The 22,361-nt window shown below is 40.7% G+C and carries 18 protein-coding genes; 5 read left to right on the top strand and 13 right to left on the bottom strand.

Annotated features, from left to right (window positions below):
- Positions 1–226 precede the first annotated feature (226 nt).
- Together GAVG_RS01390 and GAVG_RS01385 are read right to left on the bottom strand one after the other, a co-directional pair.
- Positions 227–2,068, bottom strand: a complete 1,842-nt coding sequence (locus GAVG_RS01390) for a DEAD/DEAH box helicase (RefSeq protein ID WP_009994006.1) — start codon at positions 2,066–2,068, stop codon at positions 227–229.
- Between the two features lie 269 nt (positions 2,069–2,337).
- Positions 2,338–3,138 (bottom strand): DeoR/GlpR family DNA-binding transcription regulator, encoded by an 801-nt coding sequence (locus tag GAVG_RS01385; protein ID WP_009994005.1) that lies wholly within the window; start codon positions 3,136–3,138, stop codon positions 2,338–2,340.
- A gap of 230 nt (positions 3,139–3,368) precedes the next feature.
- Here GAVG_RS01385 and GAVG_RS06730 point away from each other — a divergent pair, with 230 nt between their 5' ends.
- On the top strand, positions 3,369–3,680 hold the full coding sequence (locus GAVG_RS06730; protein WP_013399473.1) for a hypothetical protein: 312 nt from the start codon (positions 3,369–3,371) through the stop codon (positions 3,678–3,680).
- 255 nt (positions 3,681–3,935) lie between these two features.
- Here GAVG_RS06730 and GAVG_RS01380 read toward each other — a convergent pair whose 3' ends face one another.
- The 3 genes from GAVG_RS01380 to trxA form a co-directional block, all read right to left on the bottom strand.
- Positions 3,936–5,594 carry an MDR family MFS transporter gene (locus tag GAVG_RS01380; RefSeq protein WP_004116956.1) on the bottom strand — a complete coding sequence of 553 codons (1,659 nt, stop codon included), beginning with the start codon at positions 5,592–5,594 and terminating at the stop codon, positions 3,936–3,938.
- 201 nt (positions 5,595–5,795) lie between these two features.
- On the bottom strand, positions 5,796–6,800 hold the full coding sequence (locus tag GAVG_RS01375) for an aggregation-promoting factor C-terminal-like domain-containing protein (RefSeq protein WP_009994001.1): 1,005 nt from the start codon (positions 6,798–6,800) through the stop codon (positions 5,796–5,798).
- Between the two features lie 134 nt (positions 6,801–6,934).
- A complete protein-coding gene (gene trxA / locus GAVG_RS01370) occupies positions 6,935–7,321 on the bottom strand; it encodes a thioredoxin (RefSeq protein ID WP_004112182.1) in 387 nt (128 codons plus the stop codon).
- A gap of 78 nt (positions 7,322–7,399) precedes the next feature.
- Here trxA and serS point away from each other — a divergent pair, with 78 nt between their 5' ends.
- Positions 7,400–8,686 (top strand): serine--tRNA ligase, encoded by a 1,287-nt coding sequence (gene serS / locus GAVG_RS01365; RefSeq protein ID WP_004574367.1) that lies wholly within the window; start codon positions 7,400–7,402, stop codon positions 8,684–8,686.
- Between the two features lie 215 nt (positions 8,687–8,901).
- Here the strand turns inward: serS and glf are convergent, their stop codons facing one another.
- The 6 genes from glf to GAVG_RS01335 form a co-directional block, all read right to left on the bottom strand.
- Positions 8,902–10,128 (bottom strand): UDP-galactopyranose mutase, encoded by a 1,227-nt coding sequence (gene glf, locus GAVG_RS01360; RefSeq protein ID WP_004574973.1) that lies wholly within the window; start codon positions 10,126–10,128, stop codon positions 8,902–8,904.
- Between the two features lie 56 nt (positions 10,129–10,184).
- The gene (locus tag GAVG_RS01355; protein WP_013399469.1) at positions 10,185–11,312 is read right to left on the bottom strand and encodes a glycosyltransferase family 2 protein; all 1,128 of its coding nucleotides are present in this window, start codon (positions 11,310–11,312) and stop codon (positions 10,185–10,187) included.
- A 10-nt stretch (positions 11,313–11,322) separates the two neighbouring features.
- On the bottom strand, positions 11,323–12,204 hold the full coding sequence (locus tag GAVG_RS01350; RefSeq protein WP_004115801.1) for a glycosyltransferase: 882 nt from the start codon (positions 12,202–12,204) through the stop codon (positions 11,323–11,325).
- A gap of 1 nt (position 12,205) precedes the next feature.
- Positions 12,206–13,303 carry an acyltransferase family protein gene (locus tag GAVG_RS01345; protein ID WP_004116964.1) on the bottom strand — a complete coding sequence of 366 codons (1,098 nt, stop codon included), beginning with the start codon at positions 13,301–13,303 and terminating at the stop codon, positions 12,206–12,208.
- Positions 13,296–15,209, bottom strand: a complete 1,914-nt coding sequence (locus GAVG_RS01340) for a rhamnan synthesis F family protein (RefSeq protein WP_009994691.1) — start codon at positions 15,207–15,209, stop codon at positions 13,296–13,298. The genes GAVG_RS01345 and GAVG_RS01340 overlap by 8 nt, the downstream gene beginning before the upstream one ends.
- A gap of 88 nt (positions 15,210–15,297) precedes the next feature.
- The gene (locus GAVG_RS01335) at positions 15,298–16,584 is read right to left on the bottom strand and encodes a glycosyltransferase family 2 protein (RefSeq protein WP_009994689.1); all 1,287 of its coding nucleotides are present in this window, start codon (positions 16,582–16,584) and stop codon (positions 15,298–15,300) included.
- Positions 16,585–16,747: 163 nt separating this feature from the next.
- Between GAVG_RS01335 and GAVG_RS01330 the strand changes: the two genes are divergently transcribed.
- Positions 16,748–18,442, top strand: a complete 1,695-nt coding sequence (locus GAVG_RS01330; protein WP_013399465.1) for a glucosyltransferase domain-containing protein — start codon at positions 16,748–16,750, stop codon at positions 18,440–18,442.
- Between the two features lie 39 nt (positions 18,443–18,481).
- On the opposite strand, the gene GAVG_RS01325 is transcribed toward GAVG_RS01330, so the two are convergent.
- Positions 18,482–19,453: a glycosyltransferase gene (locus GAVG_RS01325; protein ID WP_009994687.1), complete on the bottom strand. Its 972-nt coding sequence runs from the start codon at positions 19,451–19,453 to the stop codon at positions 18,482–18,484.
- A gap of 65 nt (positions 19,454–19,518) precedes the next feature.
- On the bottom strand, positions 19,519–20,361 hold the full coding sequence (locus GAVG_RS01320; RefSeq protein ID WP_004112142.1) for an NAD-dependent epimerase/dehydratase family protein: 843 nt from the start codon (positions 20,359–20,361) through the stop codon (positions 19,519–19,521).
- 292 nt (positions 20,362–20,653) lie between these two features.
- Between GAVG_RS01320 and GAVG_RS01315 the strand changes: the two genes are divergently transcribed.
- Both GAVG_RS01315 and GAVG_RS01310 read left to right on the top strand, forming a co-directional pair.
- The gene (locus GAVG_RS01315; protein WP_004112141.1) at positions 20,654–21,517 is read left to right on the top strand and encodes an ABC transporter permease; all 864 of its coding nucleotides are present in this window, start codon (positions 20,654–20,656) and stop codon (positions 21,515–21,517) included.
- 152 nt (positions 21,518–21,669) lie between these two features.
- Positions 21,670–22,341 carry an ABC transporter ATP-binding protein gene (locus GAVG_RS01310; RefSeq protein WP_373271522.1) on the top strand — a complete coding sequence of 224 codons (672 nt, stop codon included), beginning with the start codon at positions 21,670–21,672 and terminating at the stop codon, positions 22,339–22,341.
- The last annotated feature ends 20 nt before the right edge of the window (positions 22,342–22,361 follow it).

Here is a 22,361-nt window from a genome sequence, read left to right as displayed (position 1 = left end):
AAAAGTTGACGCACTTTGTAGCGATTTACGGCGTGTTGAACAACAAAAAGCAGAAAACAACTCCGCACTTTGTACCAAATTCGACCTAAATCACGTACATAAAGCGTAAAATCGTTCGCGCGCTACAGCGCGCTCACGTCTTCGCTTGCGTTGAAAGCACACCGTGCTTTCAACCTTAAGCAAGCTCAGCGCTCCGAGTTGCCTTCGCGCGCTACGCTTTAAGCGCTCAGGCAGTTCGGAGCGCGCGTTTGCGCAAACCATTGCGAGAATCACGCGAACTGTGAAAATCACGCGAACGTCCGCGCCCTCTGCTTCTTCCTCTGCCTCTGCGCTTTGGCTGCTCTGGCTCTGGCATACTCCAGCCCTCTTGCAAATCCGCCAAATCCCCAACAATTTCTTGCAAAACAGGCGAATCTGGCTTAATGTCTTCTGCCTTAGCATGAATTCCAGCGCGTCGAAGCATAGTGTTCGCCATGCGCTTTTGATTCGGCAACACAAGAGTTACGACATCGCCAGACTCCCCAGCGCGCGCAGTACGCCCAGATCTATGCAAGAACGATTTTGGATCCTCTGGAGGCTCGGTTTGCACCACAAGCGCCACATCGCTAATATCAATGCCTCTAGCCGCAACATCTGTAGCAACTAGAACGCGCACTAGCCCATCAGAAAACACAGCCAAGTGCCTATCTCTCTGATTCTGAGACAAATTTCCTTGCAAATCGACGGCTGGAATACCCTGACTAATGAACTTTTTAGCCATGTTCTTGGCTTGGTATTTTGTGCGAGTAAAGAATATAGAGCGTTTTTTACCAGACGCTAATTTACGTAGAACCTCATACTTATCTCCTGCAGACACTCCAAACACATGATGAGTCATTGTATCTACCTGAGAATCCGCATCATCCACAGCGTGCACAACAGCATTTGGCAAGAAGCGATTTACTATAGCAGCAACTTGCTTATCCAAAGTTGCAGAAAACAGCATTCTTTGACCATTAGGATTTGTCTGCTCTAAAAGCCTTGTTACAGCTGGCAAGAACCCCATATCAGCCATTTCGTCAGCCTCATCTAAAACACTGACTTCTATGTTTTCAAGCGTTAATGCGCCTTGTTTTAGTAAATCTTCTAATCGCCCTGGGCACGCTACTATAATCTGAGCACCTTGCTTTAACGGAGCAATTTGTCTCTGATATCTTACTCCGCCGTAAATAGTAACAGTATGCATCCCATATGCTGCTGCAAGAGGAGCAATCACCTCATCAATCTGATGCACAAGTTCTCGCGTCGGAGCCAAAATCATCGCATGAGGTGCTGGAATATTACTATCTTCGCGATTTTTGTTTTTTCTAGAAGTACGACCAGAATTTATTAAATCAACAAAGTTTTCAGCTAATCTTGCTACAAGAGGAATCGAGAATGCTAAAGTTTTACCACTTCCTGTACGCCCTCTACCAAGTATGTTTGCACCCTGTAAAGAGTCTGGCAGAGTGGCCTGCTGAATTGGAAAAGCTGTGTTTTTACCGTCTGCACGCAAAACGTTAACCAATGGTTCTGGAACGCCAAGCTGTGCAAAAGTAACATCATCACTATAGTTTTCTCGAGATTCCACAGCTGTATCTGGAATCATTACGGAATTTTTTGTAATTTCTAGATTTTTCTTTATTGAAGACTCAGTATCAATAGTCGTCGGTTGCTGGCGACTTGTCTGGTGTCTATTGTGGCGACTATCTCTACTCTTCTTCATATTGCGATTGTCAAAATCAAAATCGCGCTTTTTTAAATCGCGTTTGCCAAAATCTTGTTCAGCTTCTTGAATTGCAATCTCTTCATATTGCAAAGCCTTTTCACGAGCACGACTTCTAGCTTTGTCTGCCTTGCGATTACGTGCTTTACGCGCATTAAATTCGTTATTCTTACGATTTCCCTGATATTCAAATGGGTTTCTATTAGACTTATAGCCTTTTTTAGAAAAATTCTTATTAGCTCCCTGACTTACAGCAGATTTTTTACCAGCAGATTTCTTAGCACCTTGCGTTTTAGCAGACGCAGCATAATGAGTATGTGGCACAATAGCCTTTCGTAAATTACTTCAACATAGTTGACATATAATGTTGACAATGCGTAATTACGAACATTCAAAGGCGCAATTACAAATGTAATTGCACAAAATTAATCTACAGACTGCAAAGCAGCAAAAGTGCGCAAAACAAGCAAACCGTGAATCGCAAGCATAAGCCGCGCAACTTTAATGTGTAATCACTACAAAGTCATGAACTAACTGAGCCTAACACAAGCCCCACACAATACGCAATAAGTAATGCAATACTGATCTACAAGCTACTCTTCTTCCAAAGAATCTATTGTAGGAGCAAGAACCAAATTTTTAACAAGCTCACGCGTGCGAAGCTGAGAATCCGCATCCAGACAATCATCTGTAATAACAGTATCCACTTGGTCGAAGCGAGCAAACAGTGAAAGCGATGTGCAAGTCCATTTAGTGTGATCTGTTAAAATAATCGTACGATCCGCAATATCCATCAAAGCCATATCTGTAGCAGCTTCAAGAGAATTAGGCATTAGGAATCCACGAGGTAGGCTCACGGAATGAGTGCCCAAAAACACGGTGTTTACGCGCAAAGACGCAACAACCTTATCCGCAATAGGACCAACCAGAGAATTAGATCTAGTAATAACTCCGCCAGTAACAATAACCTCAATATCTTTAGACTCAAGCGCCTGAACAAGCTCTGCAACAGGAATCGAATTGGTTAAAATCGTAATACCAGAAGCTCTGCGAGACTCAAGTAGATGCTGAGCAAATACATAAGCAGTGGTGCCACCACCAATAGCTATAACATCTCCAGGCTGAACATAATCCACAGCTTTGCTGGCGATTGCGTCCTTTAAGCCCATATCCATCTGCGACTTTACCGAAAACAGAGGCTCAGAAAGAAGAGTGTTAGTTGTAACAGCACCACCATGAACTCTTTTTAAAAGACCTTTGTCTGAAAGCTCGGCGATATCCCTACGAATAGTCATTGCCGAAACACTTAGCTCTTTAGAAAGAGCAGTAATACGCACAGCCCCTCTAGTGCGAAGACGGCTTAAAATCAACTGCTGACGCTGAGAAGAAATCATGTGAACATTATCGCACAACTAAACGCAAAAAACAAACTCAAATGAGCGTTTCTATGTGAAAAACGTTAGGTAGTTAACAAAATTCATAAGAAAATTTTGCAAAATTCAACAAAACGAACAAATGATTATGCAAAATTTACCAATACCAAGTTAGGTAGAGATTCGAGATTTTTCACACTGAATGAGATGTATCGCTCGCGCGTTACAGCGCGCTCACGTCTTCGCTTGCGTTGAAAGCACACTGTGCTTTCAACTTTGAGCAAGCTCAGCGAATCGAAGTGCATTCGCGCGCTACGCTATTCCTCACGGCTATTAGTAGCCGTTCGGCTGATTTGGCGCATAAAGTCCACTGGACTTTATGCATTAAGCCAAATCACGCTTTGAAGGAGCTTGAAATGCGTTATGGAATTTCAAGCTCAGTCAAAGCGCTCATGCAAGTCGATTCGCAGTCCTCCGATGGTGATTCATCGAATGAAGAAGAAAAATCGAGAATCTCGGTGATTAAGATATACGCAATTGTTCTAGATATTCAGAAAGTTTGATGTATTTCTCTACGAGCAATAAATAGCGCCAACCTAAAACATTAGAATATTAACGTTCACAAGATATCCGTAAAGGTGCGCGTCACTTGCGAGGAGAGAAATACTCAAACTTCGCGCAATACCAAGTAAAGAATAATGCGCTATAACAAGCGAGCATAGAAACACCCAGCCCTCCTACAACACCAAACAAGGAAGATGCACAATACCAAACAAGAAAGCGCGCAACAGCAAACAAGTCAAAGAGCGTGCAATATATCAGTATTGATGATGCGTGTGATCGTGCATAACGTCTTTATGCTCCGACGCATGAGGAATATGCAAAACGCGCATACGATCAATCGCCTTACGCGCAAGCTGATGAGCAGAACCAGCCCCATCACCTTTAACCCCAAAAATCACAATTAAAGCCATAACAGCCGTAATAATCGCACTAATTCTCAAAGTCCATTGAACACCAAAAATGCTGGCTGCCAAATTATCTGCAGAACCAACTCCAGTAAGCATATGATACCACTGAGTAAAAGTAGCCATAGTAACAACAAGTACTGGAGCACCAATAGCACCCCAAAGCTGTCTCATTGTATTAGTGACTGCAGAACCATCGCCCAACTCACTAGGTTGCAAGCAATTTAAAGACCATGTTGTAACAGGCATAAGCAAAAATCCCATGCCGATTTGTCGCGTAAACTGCCAGATTGAAATCCACCAAATCCATGTGTCTTTATCGATAAGGCTCATCATAACTGTGCCAAAAAGCAAAATAAGAGAGCCTGCCATTGCTACAGGTCGCACACCAAAACGATCGAGCATACGCCCACCAAAATATTGCGAAATTGCCATTCCAAACGCGCCAGGCAACAATACCAGACCACTCATAGTAGCTGAAAAACCACGATCTGATTGAATATACAGCGGAATAACCACCATAATTGAGCTAAACGCAAAGAATGTTAAACATGCGCAAGCGGTGCCAATCGTAAAATAGCGATTCTTCAACACGCTTATTCCAAGCAACGGCTGCTTTCCTTTAACTCGCGCACGCAATTGTCTAATCACAAACCACGTTATTCCACATGCTCCAACAACCATAGGTGACCACGAAAGCGGATTTGAAATACCATAAGACTCAATGTTTGTGAAACCAAACATAACTCCACCAAAGCCAACAATTGAAAGTCCAACGGAGAAAAAATCCGCCTTAGCAGAGCGATCATGTTCACCGAAATTATGTAAGAAAAGTATGGAAAGAATAATAGAAATTACGCCGATAATTGTAAGAGATAAGAATATAGAACGCCAACCATTAAAATCAGTTTGCATACCACCAACTGTTGGTCCAATTGCTGGAGCAATGCTCATTGCCATACCAACGCTACCCATAGCCATTCCTCTACGAGTAACTGGGTATACAGAAAACACAGTAATCTGTAGAACAGGCCACATAACTCCAGTGCCAATAGCCTCTAGAGTTCGCCCAGCTAACGCCATAATAAAATCATTACTCAGCCACGCCATAACTGAGCCTAGAGTAAAAAGAATCATGGAAGTAATAACAATTTGACGAGTAGAAAATCGTCTAGTCAAAAATGCTGTTAGCGGCACCATAATAGCCATAATCAGCTGAAAAATAGACGTAAGCCACTGTCCCGTAGTAACACTTATGTTAAACTCACGCACAATAGTAGGTAATGCAGCAGTGAGCTGCAATTGCGCAAAATTGCCAATAAAAGTTATAAAAGTTAGAATCGCCAGAGAAACCAAGGCTGCACGCGTGAGACGATTGTTTTTATACGCTTCTTCACCAACAAGAGCATGACTAAGTTTAGACAAGTTCACGAAAGACTTGCAGCTAGCATGCTCACTAGCAAATTCATCACCCTTATTAAACCATGATTTTCTAGGCAATATTGTCACTTAAATTTCCTTCCATATTCACACAACACGCATAAAATAATCAGCGATTATCGTAAAACCAAGAAACATACTTGACTCTACGATAATCGCCTTAAAACAAATCTATAAGTACACACTATGAGTCTGTGCGTCTATAAATCTATAATCCTCACAAACTTACAATTGCCGCAAAATTCATAATAGTAGCAAGTATAATACAAATCAGTAGCTTCTATGAGACAACCAATGCCTGTAGGCACCCTGAATGGAACCGTAACGACCATTGCAATAATTCCAGAACCAACGAAGCTGAGTCTGATAATTAGTCGCCCAGTCAGCACCCATAGAAGACATCTTTCTTCCAGGCAGAGCCTGAGGCAAACCGTATGCTCCAGAAGGATTCATAGCATTTACGCGCCAACCTGATTCATGTGAAATAATAAACACTGTAGCAGTAAAATCAGCTTCACTGTAACCGTTAGAAAGAAGCCAAGAATGCGCCCACTCCTGCATTTCACCAGCAGGAACTGTAGTACCAATAGAAGATGCAAAATCTGAATCTACGCTAGCTCCACCTGTGCCAACAAGAATGACCTTATCTTTTGGAGCCTGCTTAACAAACGATACAAAAACGTTAGACGAAACAACTTTATCACCTGCGCGAGTAACAATCTTACTTGTTTCCATCACGCCAGGAGCACCCTGATCCTTAACCTTTTCCGTGCCCTTTGGAAGAGCTGCAGTTTCCTTCTTAACCGTGTTAAAAGCAATCGGTTCATCAGAAGTTTCAAGCTTTGCGCCTGCACGCTTAATGTTGATAACTGTCGATTCAGTTACCTTGGAATCAAGTGCAGGCTCTACAACATCATTAGGCCCAAGAGTAATATCTCCAGCTTCTAGAACAGACTTAACGTTTGTAAAATCCGTGCCAAGAACAGTACGATGACTCCCATTGATATTCACAGTTATGTAAGAAGTAGCGCCTTTTTTAACACTTTTAAGCGAATTACGATACATACCACGCGAAACCTGATTAGAGGAATCTGTAGCAGAATAAGCAGTTATGTAAGGCTTCGCAGAATGATTCTTTGATGCCGAATAAAAGTTCCTAGACGCAATACCAAGAGTTACTACAGACACAAAACCAACAAAAATCGCTACAATTCTTGCCCACTGACGAACACTCAATGAGGTAAGTGTAACAGTTTTCCTTCGGTGACTTGTCATAACTCTCCTTGGTAGAAGTTAATGCACAAAGCGTAAATCTAAAAAATAAATAATCCTCATACAGCTTTTTGCACAAAGTATGTATAATTGTAGACTCATGCAAAGAGAATGGCTTAAAATCAAGGTTCTTACTACTATTCCCCATCATTTTCAGATTCACTTGATTCGCTTACAGAATTACCTTCATCATCTTTACTAGGATCGTAAGCCTTAGCTTGATTGACTAAATCTTCTAAATCGGCTGGCAACAAAGCACCAGCCTGACGATAAATAACATCTCCACGTTTGATAACCATAACCGTTGGAACCGCTTTAATCGCCGCAGCACTTGCCAAATCAGGAGACTGGTCTATGTCTACCTTAACGAATGGAACATCGTCAAACTTTTCGCTAACTTGTTCAAAAATAGGACCAAAAGCTCGGCATGGTCCGCACCAAGTTGCCCAAAAATCAACAACAACTATTTCATTAGTACCAGCAATTTTCTCAAAATTATCTTGCGTAGCATGAATAACCGCCATTTTTACCCCTTTTAGTGTAATCACTTATTCATGCCATTATATATGTATCTGTCGCCTTGCGGCACTAGGCTAGAAAACATGCTTGATATCCAATTTATTCGTGAACATGCCGACGTAGTTAAGGAATCGCAGCGCAAGCGTGGCGAGTCCGTTGAGCTCGTCGATGAGGTGCTTCGTGCAGACGACTTGCGCCGCAACAGTTTAAAGGCTTTTGAAGCAGCCAGAGCAGAGCAGAAAGCAATAGGAAAAAAGGTTGCAGCTGCTCAAGATAGCGAGAAAGCCACACTTATTGCTCAGACTAAAGAACTTGCTCAAAAGGTTGCAGAATACAAGGCTGAATCTGAGCAGGCTACTGCCGACTACACTACAGCAATGTGGAAGCTTTCTAACATCGTTGAAGATGAAGCGCCAGAAGGCGGAGAAGACGACTATGTTGTAGTTAAGAAAGTTGGAACACCTCGCGACTTTGCTGCAGAAGGCTTTGAGCCAAAGGATCATTTGACTCTTGGAACTGGCGTTGCTGGAATTGATATGCGCAGAGGCGTAAAGGTTGCAGGCTCTCGCTTCTACTTCTTGCGCGGTGCTGTGGCTAGATTGCAAATCGCAATGCTTACTATGGCTGTAGATCAAGCCGAAGAGCACGGTTTTACGCTTGCGATTACTCCAACGCTTGTGCGTCCAGAAGTAATGCGCGGAACTGGCTTCTTGAATTCTCACGCGGACGAGATTTATCGCCTTCGTGAGCCAGATGATCAGTATTTGGTTGGCACATCCGAGGTTGCGCTCGCTGGTATGCACGAGGATGAGATTCTTGACCTAAGCAATGGTGCTTTGCGTTATTGCGGTTGGTCGAGCTGCTACCGTCGTGAAGCTGGTGCTGCTGGAAAGGATACTTCTGGTATCATTCGCGTGCATCAGTTCGATAAGGTAGAAATGTTCGTTTATTGCAAGCAGGAAGATTCTCGCGCTGAGCATCAGAAGTTACTTGGTATGGAGCAGGAAATGCTTGCTAAGGTGGAAGTGCCTTACCGCATTATTGATACTGCTGCTGGTGACCTTGGTTCTTCTGCCGCTCGTAAGTTTGATTGCGAAGCTTGGGTTCCAACTCAGGGTCGTTACCGTGAGCTTACTTCTACTTCTAACTGCACTGAGTATCAGGCTCGCCGCTTGAATGTTCGCGAACGCATGGAAGATGGCGGAACTCGCCCAGTTAGCACGCTTAATGGCACTTTGGCTACTACTCGCTGGCTTGTGGCTATTTTGGAAAATCATCAGCATGAAGATGGTTCGATTGATATTCCAAAGGCTATGCAGGCTTATATGGGTGGCAAAGAAGTTATTGAGCCTACTAAGTGGGAAGCGTGACTTTACTATAGTTTGAGTCTAAATTTTGTATCTTGACACGCGAGATCATTTAGTTTAGTACCAAATAATCTTCTCCTTTTGGGTTATATGTCAAAAAGTGTATAAAACTGTTCTGATGTATGTTCTTGAAATAGAATTTAGTCAGTTTAGTTTCATACACTTTTTGATGTATAGCTCTTTATTTTTATTTATTTTTATTAATTTATATTTTGCATTTAGTGAGCAATAAGTGGCGCTACTTGCGATTCGTAAGCGCGCAAAGCCATATCAATCACGTTGTGCATATCGTAATAGCTGTAAGTGCCCAAACGTCCACCGAAAACAGTGTTAGGCTGCGCCTCAGCAAGCTCTGCATAGCGCGCATATAATGCTTTATCTTCCTCCGTATTCACTGGATAGTAAGGCTCATCTTCGCGAGTTGCAGCGCGAGAATACTCCTGCCAAACCACAGTCTCCCCAGCTTTAACGCTTTTGCCTGGCATGAAAGTTGCGCAATCGCCAGCTTCACCACTAGCAACGCCCTCAACCTCCTCGCGCTCTGGATTAAAGTTCTTAAACTCAATTGCGCGCGTAAACGGAACATCTGCATCCGAATAGTTCATAACTGGGCAGCCAAAGTGGTCGCTCTCCTGGTAACGCACTTCCTTAAAGTCCACAGTGCGCCACTTCAACTCGCCGAGCGCATAGTCAAAATACCTATCAACCGGACCGGTATAAACAACCGGCACTCCAGCCTCCGCCAACGCGTGCTTATTAAACGGCTGCGATTCGTCGAAAAAGTCCACGCCAAGCGAAATGTGAATACGCGGATCGTCAATCATGCGCTGCATCCAAGCTGTGTAGCCGTCCGTTGGCAATCCTTCCCAAGTGTCTTTAAAGTAGCGATTATTGTAGTTAAATCGCACAGGCAAGCGCTTGATAATTCCAGCAGGCAGCTTAGAAGGATCCGTTTGCCACTGCTTTGCCGTGTAATTCTTAATAAACGCTTCATAAAGCGGGCGCCCGATTAAACTAATGCCTTTATCGTTCAAATTCTGCGGATCTTTGCCAGCAAACTCCCCCGCTTGGCTTGCAATCAAAGCCTTAGCTTCTTCTGGCGTATAATGCGCGTGGAAGAATTGGTTAATTGTACCTAAGTTGATTGGCAACGAATACACTTCGCCGTCGTGAGTTGCGTAAACGCGATGCACGTAGTTAGTAAACGTTGTAAAGCGGTTCACGTAATCCCACACGTGCTTGTTGCTTGTGTGAAAAAGATGTGCGCCATACTTGTGAATTTCAATTCCCGTTCGCTCGTCAAAATACGAGTAAGCATTTCCGCCAATGTGACTACGCACGTCAATAATTTCAACGCTTGCGCCAGCGCGTTCTGCAGCCTGCTGAGCTACAGTTAAGCCAAACAATCCTGCTCCAACAACTACTAAATCTGGGTATTCGCTCATTTTCCCACTCATTTCTTGCTTTCTGATTTGCACTTACTCTTCGATTTTTAATTGCATTACTTCATATTTTTGATTTTGTAATCGTAGATTATTTTTTCAAGATTTCTCACACACGCCATAGTAAAACATTGCGCGCGCTGCAAAATCGTAAGCTTTTTAACAGCTGATTTAGCAAATTCTACGTCTTTAACATAATTTTTTTCGTATATTTTTTGGATTTCTGCGTCGCTACTTTTTCCGCCATTAAGCGTATTTTCTCCGCTTTTCAGCGCGCATCGCTCATACCTTAAGTTTCCAACCATTGTGTAGTAGCTTCTTGCTGGCACAACATTGTGCTTTAAGCACAAATCCCAATTTGCTCGAACTGCATCTATATGATCGTGATAAAAGCCCGCGTCTCGCATTTTATGCGTTACGGAATCCTCGCGTTGCAGCCAGTAATACAGCACTTCATCCACATGTGCCACGCAATTCATGCGCGAGTACAGCACGCTTGCCATCGCCGTGTCTTGCGCAAACTTTCCTTCGGGGAATCGCACTCCCTGCCAGATTTCTCGCTTGTAAAGCCTGCACCAATTCGCTTCGTTAAAGTAGCGCGCTTCGCTGTTTTTGCCCAGCTTATTTCCGATTATTCTAAATATTTTGCAAAATACAGTTTGATACGCTTTTAGAGGATTTTTTACGATTTTTATTTGAGTCGCGTTCTCTAAACGCGCGGTTACTTGCGACTTTTCCGCACCCAATCCGCGCGCACCCAAACCAGCTTCTTTTTTAATCTGCTCTAAGCTACTTAGCCCAAATTGACGCCATTTTGCTTTGCTCATACTAGCTCCGCTTTGCAAAATAGCGTTTAGTAAAATCTCAATATTTTTGCAATCTAGAATATCGTCATTGTCTGCAAACGCTATAAATTCCCCACTCACTGCATCAAGCCCTGCGTTCTGCGCACGCGATATTCCGCCGTTTTGTTGGTGTATTACTTTAACTCGCGAATCTTTTGATGCATACGAATCGCAAATTTTACCCGAGTCGTCTTTTGATCCATCGTCTACCAAAATCAGCTCTATGTTTTTGTACGTTTGCGCAAGAATCGAGTCCACGCATCCGCTCAAATATTTTGCAGAATTGTAGACTGGCACGATTATAGAAACTAGCGGATTTTCGTTTTTAGCGTAATTTTCCATTGCTATCCTTTCAAACCGCGTTCTGTTCTGCTTTGCGCATTTGACGAATCTTTTGCTGCCCATCCTTAAATCCGCGTATCATCGCGCGAATTTTCGCAAATTTATTCTTTTCCCACAGCGCAACGAAAATCATATCTCGCACAACTGCACGCAACGACTTAGCATACGAGTATGTTCCCATTTTGTAATCCACTACTTGCATATTTCGCGCTATATAGTACTTGCGATTTGCATTGTGATTCCACACGATTGGGTGTTTTATAATCAAGTTTATTGAGCGCGCTTTGCCGATTTGGTGTTCCATTATAACGTTTTGGCACTCTACGATTTGCCAGCCAGCACGCGCAAGTCGCCTTGAAAAGTCGAAGTCTACTCCGTCGATTTCTAGCCATTCGTCAAATCCGCCGATTTTCTGCCACGCTTCTACGCTTGTTAAGCTTCCAGACGTTATGCATTCGTCTTCGTGGCATTTGCTGTGTAAAATCGTGCCGTCTAAACGGTTTTTTAGCAAAGAGCATACAATTGCGATTTTGGAATTTTTTGAATTTTTTTGATTTACAAGACTTCCCTGATTTTCCAGGATTTTCTTGTATTCGCTAATCATGTTGCTTGGCACAACAGAATCGTCGTTAAGCGTTAGAACCCAGTTGAAACCTTGCGATTTTGCCCATTCAAACACTTGCGTTAATGCTTTTGCAAAACCAATATTTTGACTGTTTTTAACTAAAGTCACGTTTGCGTATTTGCTTACAACTTCTTGCAAACTTTTAACATTTTTAGACGCATTGTCTACGATTATTACACGCTCTACTTGATTGCATAGCGCTTCTAAACACGTGCTTACGTCTGTTAAAGTTGGATTATAGGTGATTATTCCAGAACAAATACGCATGTTAGTCCAAACTGCGATTCTTGCTGCCGATTTTCACCCAACATTTACTCACAAAACCAACAATCAAGTTTGTAAAACGCTTGAGTATTACAGAAAGCACAAGAATCACCGCAAACTCTGCGATTAGCAATCCGTATGCTTGCCAGCGATTAAGCCACACTGGATATATTACTGTAAACACTTGCATTATCAACACATGGTGTACCAAAAAAATCGGGTACGAATATGCGGATATAAATTTTGTACACGCGCTTAATGGCTTAAAACTTTTAACAAGTTCACCAATATAAGAAAGCAGCAAAAATGCTAATATTCCTACAATCGTAACGGCAATATTTCCTTGTAAAACATGCGTTAATTGTTGCAATGCAAGAATCACAAAAGATACTGCAGCAAGCCAACAAGGCACTTTTTTAATAAACTTTACAAAAATCATGCCAAATACTAATTCTGGCAATCTTGTTGTTAAAAGAATATCAGACGGTACTCGCGGAATCTGGTAAAAAGTAAAGAACACAACTGTTGCAGCGTATAGAGCCAACACAACGCACACAGTTGTTATTGGCATTTTATTTACGCCAACTCTTAAAAGTGGAAACACTATGTAAAACAGTATTATGAACCCTAAGAACCATTCGCCTAGAACATAAAAAGTACCTACGCCGAATGCAGAAGCATAACCATCCATTCCAAAAAGCGAAAAAATTGCTGTTATTTTATGCCTTGGTACAAAAATATATCCATTATTGCGAATAAACAATAAAATATTCGCCACTATGAATGCTACCCAAAACATTGGGTATAGTGTTTTTGCGCGCTTTGTGTAGAATGTGCGCAAATCCAGGCTTTCTCTATCGCCATAGTTGTACATAAGAGCAGCGCCAGAAATAATCAAAAATAGCGATACTCCTAATCCACCAATGTAGATTCCAAACGGTCTATTTACGAAGAACCGCATTGGCTCCAAATATGGATTGTTAAAATGAGTTACAACAATCAAAATCGCAGCTATTGCGCGAATCCAATCCAAGTAGAAAAGTCGCGGTTTTTTTGCGCGCGTAAGATTTGCTGCAGCTGTATTTACGCTTATATCACTCATCTTCTTTACCTTTACGACCAATGTGCACAATTCTTTGACCTATGTACAGTGTTTTATAGAAAACTCGCTTTGCAATACTCTTTAATACTCTTAAAGCAGCGTAACGGAATCGTTTTCCGCGCATTACTTCTCTACAAGTTTCTTCCAAATTGCGTTTAATCCATGGCGTGCTAACAGATTTTGATAGTTCTCGAACATCGAATTCTAGGTTAGTCATTTCTATTCGCGCAAAGTGATCCGAGAATATGTATGCGTCATAATATCCGTTGTATTGCGGCACATACCCGTATGCTCGCTCTATAAAGTGCAACAACGTTCCGTCTATTTTTAGCGGTTCTGCTGGAAAATCTTCGTAAGTCCACTTTCTATCCAATAGCCCACGCATAGCTTTTGTACGGAACCAAAACATTGTGCCAAGCGGAGCTATAGCGTCTTTGTTTTCGTCTAGCGGAACGCTAATTCCTAACGTTTTTTCTAGGAATTTCTTTGTGCCTTCAAAGTTTGGACCCCAAGTGTATGTAAATCCTGGGAAGTAGTCTGCATGATTTGGCGGCGTTGGCATTGCCATTCCAAGTCGCGGATGCGTTTCAAACAGATTTATAACGTTTTGCACATACTCTTTACTTGCAAGAATATTTTCAAAACACTTGTAAGCAAATCCGTCGCCTATGCTTCGAGGCGATAATTGCGTGACTTTTTTATCGTGAGCAAAGCATACGTAATCGTACTTCATAAGATCTGCGCCGCCGCCCACTAAGAATGCGCTCACGTCTCTACCGCGATTTTCAATTAACCGCACGTCTACGTCATATGGAAGATGTTCCACACGCTGTTTCACAATTTGCTGGTTTTCTTTCGATCCTACAGTTAAAATAACGTCACATCCTTGCGGCATAGACTGAATATAGTGCAAACTTTTATCTAGCAAATCCATGTAATACAAGTGCATACACAACGCGACTTTTGGCTTAGCCGTAGATTCTGATGTAGCTGTTGACGAGTTTTCTACAACATGATTTTGCGGCAAAATGTATCGCAAATGAAGATTCTTCATCAAATCTGCCATATTCATGCTTCGCAAAGCATTTTCCCAAATCAAATCCGTGTTGTAATCTGTGTGGTCTTTCAAATACTCGTATAAGTCTAATGCTTGGTTTCCAACAGATTGCGTAGAAACGTCGGAGTAATCGTGGAAGAAAGACCTGCGCTTAAAAATCGGGCATCGCTTGTATTCCACAATCTGCCTTGCAGCATACGTTATTGGGCCATAAGAATAGCCTTCTAAATCACTCGTATCAACGTATACAGACCACTTGTATCCCTTATCTGCAAATCGCTTTGTAAATACTGATTCATGCAATCCAACAGACTCAAAGTAGCTGTTGATTGGTGGAAGATTGTTCCAATAATCCTGAAAATCTTTGGATTGAACAAAGCTTTTCCTGTATGCGTGAAAATGCGATTGAATATGCTCTGGCAAATATCCGTACGGACTGTATCCAAACGGATCTCCATTAACTTTATGGAACTTTGTTATGCCCCAAAAATCAAGGTCTTTTGCGTTCATAGCGTTAAACATTTCGCTAAACGGATAAACTGGACCCATAATCGTAGCGTTAAATAGCACTACTTCGTCAAACTTTTCCAACTCTGCCCAACCGTAAGAGTCCATTGCAGTTTTGTACGCCCACACGTCAAAACCCTTGTTTTCGCGCAAAATAAACTTGTTCGCGTAACCTTTAAGCATCGCTTTGCTTGACTCGTCGATTTTGCCATTAACTACAATCGCAAGCTCGTTAAAGAATGGTTTGAATCCGTCAAGCAGCGTAGACACATAATGGTCTGCGTGACCTTGCGCATCGTAGAAGAAGAAAATGCCCAAGCGCTTTGGATTTTCCAAAATCATGTTATCTCCTGATTTACCCTTAATTATCCTTGATTATTCTATTGTGTAATTTTGTATTTTGTTTAATCTCAAATTTATTTTTTAGACTTTATTTATCATTCTTTGATTTAGTTAAGTTTTTAACCATATTTTTTATCTTTTTTGCAAAACGCTTATACACTGGCATTGCATCGTAACGTTTTTGCGCTTCAATTTGCAAACGTTTCTGTTCTTCTTCATATTTTTGCTGATGAACCTGCATAATATGCAAAGACATTAAGTCTACTTGCTTATCGTAAGTTGTGTTTTGCGGATCTTTAAAACTATCTGGTTTAATATTTCTATAAACGTTAAGAAGAACATCACACACTGAACCGTGTTTTATTATGCAATCGCCTTCTACAACTTGATTCATAAGGTCTACAAGCTCTTCGAGCACAATCAAGCACGCGCGCTCTAATCCCCATGCTTCAATAACAGCGTTTATGGCTTCTTGAAAATCCTCGACTTTTAGTCTTGTCAAGAACTCATCTTTTACTATTTTTAATCCACGATTATCAAACCAGCGTGAGGCTTCTTCAATGGTTTGCTTGCGACTTTTCATCGAAGGCTCTTTAGCAAAATCATTAGCAAAATCGTAAACAGCGCTTACAACATCTTTAACACTTCGTTGTTCTACAGTAAATTTTTCAACGCTTATCTTAGATCTTCCAGAAATTCCTCTGCCAATATGGTATTTAAGCGCGCGAAACGCTGTTAAGTCTTTTAAAGTTTGAGCAAAGGCTGCAATAGCGAAATATTCGTAAGCATCTTCTGCTTTAGAAAGTCGTGTTGAAACTGTTTTTTTAAACGCATCTCGAACTAAGTCACCTTTAAAAAGCGCTGTTATAACATTCCAAGGTGTCCAATGCGGAAAATCACTAGAAAACGTTGATTTAATAATATTATCGCCAGTTTGATCACCATTATTTTGCGCATACATTTGATCGTAGCTGTATGCAAAATCTTCATCTGATTTGCCTTCTGGGTGAATAGAAACACCAAAATGCAATATATCTGCAGGATTATTAGTAACGTATGAGTAGAGAACTTCGCAAGCTTTAAGATCAATCTCATCATCTGCGTCAACAAAAAGAACGTAATCACCGCTAGTCGACTGAACACCAGTTTTACGCGCAACATGCCTACCGCAATTATGATCTTTAACAATAATTTTTACTCTAGAATCTTTATGCTCATAATCGCGCAAAATTTGCAAAGTATTATCCGTACTAGCATCGTCAACAACAATAATCTCAATGTTTTTAAAAGTTTGATTAACAAGTGAATCCATGCACTGCTTAATATACGGCTCCTTGTTGTATGCAGGAACCACCACGGAAATTGCAGGATTCATAAATCGTCTCCATTGCACACTAATCGGTAAAATAGCACAAATCATATCTATTGTACTACTAGACACAATCAGTTTTTAGATTGTTGTCACGCATTAAAATCTTATAGTATATTTTTTAGTAACGAGTAGCACATGCATGTTAAACGCATAGAAGGGTTGTAGTATGAATCAAGCAGACTCTAGTTGTATTAAAGAATTAAACACTAATCAACTACAAGATTCAGCTACACTTGCAAAATGCGGCAAAAAAAGCAACTCAACTAGCACAACTAGAGCAATTATAGAAAAAACGTATTCCTTTAAAGACTTCATTGATTTTTGCAAATCTAATGTTGCAGAACTTGCAATAAGCGCGATTTTTTTGATTATTGCATACGGTCAAAAAGCTTTTTCTAACACTTTTTCTATAGACACAGAAGAAATAATCTCTAGATCTAAGGCTCTTTACAATTCTTGGATTCGCCTAGAACGCTTTGGATTGCTAGCTTTTAAGTACGTTACAGGAAGATACTGGTATAACAATTCATTAGCTGGAATCTTAATGATTCTTGCGCTTTTTGCTTCTGCAACAACATGGGCATACTTGTTTAGCAAAGCGCACAATTTGGGCGCAAAATTCCACCCAGCTTTATTTATGATTCCTTTTATAAGCGCTCCTATTCTTGCAGAAATGCTTGGATTCTTGCTTATGGGAGATGACGTAGCTTGTGCGCTAATGTTTGTTAGCATATCGCTTATGTGCGCGCATAATGCGTACCAAAATCGTAAAGAACTTAAGACTCTTTTAGCATACGCATTAATGGCACTTATTTTTGCAATTTTTGGTTTTACTCTCTACTTAGCAATGACTACTGTTTTTGTTGCCGGAACAGTCATGATTGCACTAATAATTAAGGGCGACTATGCGTGCAAATTTAAGAACATAGTAAGCTACATTTTTACGTATATTTGCGTGTTTATAGCAAGCTATGCATGCTATGTGATTTTGAATAAAATTGTTATCGCTACCAACCACACCTTCACGGATCCGTACATTAAAGAACAAATGCGTTGGGGTAAAGACCCTATAACAAAAATTATTCATACTATATTTTTGCATGCAAAAAACATGTACCTAGGAAGAACAATATTCCATAGCGTATTTATAACAATTGCATTAATCGCTTTAGTGTTATTAACTATTGTTCAAGTGATTCGTAAAGAGCTTAACGCTTTTACTATTATTTTTGCTATTGCTATAGTTGCAAGCCCTATGATGATGAGCGTAATACTCGGCACAGCAGGCACGGCTAGAACGGAACTAACATACCCGCTTGCTGGCGCTTTTTCATGCATGTATTTGTTGCATTACATTATGCAATTTAGCAAAAAGACTTTAACAACGATTATTGCGTGCGTTCTTCTTGCAATTATTGGATTAAGTCAGTCGTTTACAGTAAACCGCTTGTATTACACGGAATACATGACTTACAACCGAGACTATTACATTGCTCAAGATGTTGCTAGAAGAATAGAAGTACTACAAGCAAATCATAAAAAACCACTTAAAGTAATATTTGTTGGCAATCACATAGCAGACCACAATCCTAGTGAATTTAAGTCAAATCATCTTGAACTTATTGGACGATCAATGTTTGAGATTGGATTCTCAACTCTTCACGGCACATGGGTAAAAGCTGGTTTTATACGCTCAACTACTGGATTTAAAATGAAAAATCCTGTATTAGAATCCGTTTATATAAACGCAGAAAAGGCCGCACAAAATCTGCCTTCTTGGCCTTCGGATAAATGCACTACTGTTTTAGATAACAAGTATATAGTCGTAAAATTCTCTGAACCAATGCAAAATAAGCACTAAATAGTAGTTAAGAATTTAGATACCTAAATATATAAATATCTAAATAGTAGTTTCAATCTCGTAACGTGGGCGATGCTTAGATTCCATGTAAATCTTTCCAATATATTCGCCCACAATGCCGATTGAAAGCATAATCAATCCACCAATAAACCACATTGAGAACATAACAGAGCCCCAGCCAGCAACTGCTTTTCCTTGCACAACAGAAGCTATTACATAAACAAATACGCATAGTGAAACTAAAATAGACGCGAATCCTGCAAATGTTACAAAACTCAAAGGCTTAGTAGAAAAAGATGTAATGCCATCTATAGCAAACGAAATCATCTTTTTAAGCGGATACTTAGACACACCAGCTTTGCGCTTACCACGCACATACTCAACTTTTGTTGAGTTAAAGCCAATAGATGGCACTATACCACGCAAGAAAAGATTAACTTCTTTATATTCCAAAAGAGCCTTCAACGCACTCTTGCCCATAAGTCTATAATCGGCATGATTCGGAACTGTTTCTGCGCCCATCCATCTGAAAACACTGTAAAAAGCTAATGCAGTGTTGCGCTTAAACCACGTGTCTGTTTCTCTAGACGAGCGAACGCCATACACAACCTCGTAGCCTTCCACATATTTTGCAATAAATTGATCAACAACATCAACATCGTCTTGCAAATCGGCGTCCATGGAAATTGCAGCATCGCAACCCGATTTATATGCTGTAGTTAAGCCAGCAAGCAAAGCATTTTGATGACCACGATTATGCGCAAGCTTTACACCGCCAAAAAGCGAAGGATTCGACTGGTGTAAATCGCAAATAATATTCCAAGTCGAATCTCTAGAACCATCATCCACAAAAAGAATACGGCTATAATCCGAAATAATCTTATTTTCAATAAGAAAAGTAACTTTGCTTAAAATAATACTAGAAGTCTGCGAAAGAACAGGCTCCTCGTTGTAGCAAGGAAGAACAAAATATATGCATGGGCACTTGCTGTTTTGCAATGTTTCACGCAATGTTAATCCTTTCTAAAAACCATAATTTAGCATTAAAAATCCAGAAAAGTTACGATTTGCAATAACTATTTTAGAAAATCACTCATAATCTTTTGGATTTTGCTATTATCTCCCCAAACTGCTGGAGAATCGTAAGGCCTATCTGGGAATGCGCCATACTCAAGCGAAATATCAAGATTATTCTCGCGAATGTAACGTTCAACGCGGTCTGCAAGCGAAACAGGCTCCCCCGTGCAGCAATTAATTACGCCATTTACTTTATCTTGTAAAACGGTTGCAGCAATTTGCTTAGCTAACACGTCTACATTAATAAAGTCGTATTTGTTTTTGCCAGTAGTAAACGGAAAAGTCTTCTTTCCTTCTTGAGCAGCTTGAAGAAGCTTAGAGAAAATAGAGTTTCCACGAGCGTCGTCGCCAACAATGTAGTATGCGCGAATCCATTGAACAGTTGCATCATACTCTTTACCTAAAAGCAAAGTAGCTTCGCGCAAAGCATTCTTAGAAATGCCATACATAGAAGCTGGCTTGCAAGGCGTGTTCTCGTCAATAGCACCCTCCCAGTAGCCAACTTCGTGCATAGAACCCATAACAGCAATCTGCTTTAAGCCACCTTGAAGCATAATACGAATAAAGCGGTAATGGTTCGATAAATCTTCCATATGCGTGTCTGCAGCATGCTTAAAACCGTTGCGCCAAGCCATGTGCAAGCAAACGTCTGGAGACCCAAGCTTTGCAAACAAATCAGCATCATCGCTAAAAATATTCGCTTCAATACGCGTTGCGCGCTCATCAACACCATCTAAACGCAAGTCGGAAGCAATTACGCTAGCACCTGCATCTAAAAGAGCTTTAACAACGTGACGACCAATATACCCACCAGCACCAGTAACAAGAATTCGCTTACTCATAATTTTTCAGTTTAGCAGCGTATAAAAACTTTCAAACATGCCAAAATAAATAGAACAATATAATCACATAAAAATCACAAAATAATCACAAAATAATCACATTAACAACTAATCTAAAAGCTAAAATTATTACATATAATGATGAACATAATATCTCGCATAATACTGCTCACAATACTGCGCATAATTTAACCAAATATTTAGCCAAATATTGAATCAAATCAATCCCCAAATGTAAACTTAACAAAGTTATATGTGCATACACACTGCAAATTTTGCAAGAAAGGCAGCGATGACAACAAAGTCTGACGCCATCTATCACCCTGGTAGAAGCAAAGGTTTGATAGACATTCCAAGGTACCTTTATTTGCTTGACTTACTTGTAAAAAAAGAAGTACGAATAAGATATCGCGGTTCGTGGCTCGGTATGGCTTGGACGTACGTAAAGCCAATAACGCAATTTGTAGTGTTCTACGTTGCAATGGGAATTTTCTTAGGACTTGGCCGCGGAGGCGGAATTCAAGCCTACCCACTGTACCTTTTTAGTGGAATTATAGTAACAAACTTTTTTGTAGAAGCATTCTCTAATTGCACAAGATCAATACTTTCTAATGCTGGCTTAATACAAAAAATCTATCTTCCTAGAGAACTATTCCCACTTGCATCGCTACGAGTTGCTTTTGTGCACTTTTTCCCACAAGTAATCGTGCTTATAATCGGAGCTTTATGCATGGGGTGGATTCCAGATTTTGCAGGCGTAATAGTGGCAATAATCGGATTTATTAGCGTGTGTACGTTTGCGTTTGGTCTTGGATTATTCTTTGGAGCAATAAACGTTTTTTACAGAGATGCAGAAAATATTACAGACTTAGTAGCAATGGTTGCCGTATGGCTTGCGCCGTGCTTCTACACATGGCAAATGGTTGCAGCCCACGCACCACGATGGGTTTTAGAGATGTATTATGCAAATCCTATTGCAATAAGCGTTGAAGCATTCCACCGCGGATTCTGGCTAAATGCCACAGATCGCACTTTCCAATTTGCAGGAGCTTGGTCTTTAAGACTTTGCGAAAGCCTTGTAGTCGCATTTGCTGTACTACTTATTGGCGAAGTTACATTTAGACATCTTGAAGGCAAGTTTGCTCAAGAAATTTAAGCTTACTAAGATTTTGTGGATTTTACTTTTAAGAGCAGCAGGAGTTATATATGAATAAGCCTTATAACACACTTCCAGAAGACGTTGTGTTAAGCGTTTCCAACGTTACTAAACGATTCTCGCTGCGAGCAAATCATTCGATTAAAGAGTCGATTGTAAACTTGCTAACACCGCCGTCTAAAAAGCACGAGACACAAAACTTTACAGCTTTAAGCAATGTTAGTTTTACTATTAAACGCGGCGAAACTGTTGGACTAATAGGCATGAATGGATCTGGAAAATCTACTATGCTTAAAATGCTTTCTGGAGTTATGCAACCAGATGAAGGCGAAGTTTGTGCGCGCGGAAGAATCGCAGGACTAATCGAAGTTGGAGCAGGATTTGCTGCCGACTTAACTGGTCGCGAAAACGTGTATCTTAACGGCGCAATTCTTGGAATGACAAAAGAAGAAATAGACGATAAATACCAATCAATAGTAGACTTTAGCGAAATAGAGCCTTTTATGGATACAGAAGTTAAGTTCTACTCTTCTGGAATGTTCTTACGATTGGCGTTTTCTGTAGCAGCGCACAGCGATCCAGACATATTCTTAATCGACGAAATTCTTGCAGTTGGAGATGAAGCTTTCCAACACAAGTGTATTACTAGGCTTAAAGAGCAGCAAAAACGAGGGCAAACAATGGTAATTGTTTCGCACAGCGAAGATCAAATTAAGCAACTTTGTTCTCGCTGCATAGTGCTGTCTCATTCACACATGATTTACGACGGTCAAGCCGAGCCAGCATTTAACGCAATGCGAGAAAGCTTAAACAATAAAGCATAAACAACAATCTTAAACAATAA

This window comes from Gardnerella vaginalis ATCC 14018 = JCM 11026 (assembly GCF_001042655.1).
Taxonomy (GTDB): Bacteria; Actinomycetota; Actinomycetes; order Actinomycetales; family Bifidobacteriaceae; genus Bifidobacterium; species Bifidobacterium vaginale.
Note: the sequence above shows the minus strand (reverse complement) of the source record. Positions and strands in the feature narration are given on the sequence as shown.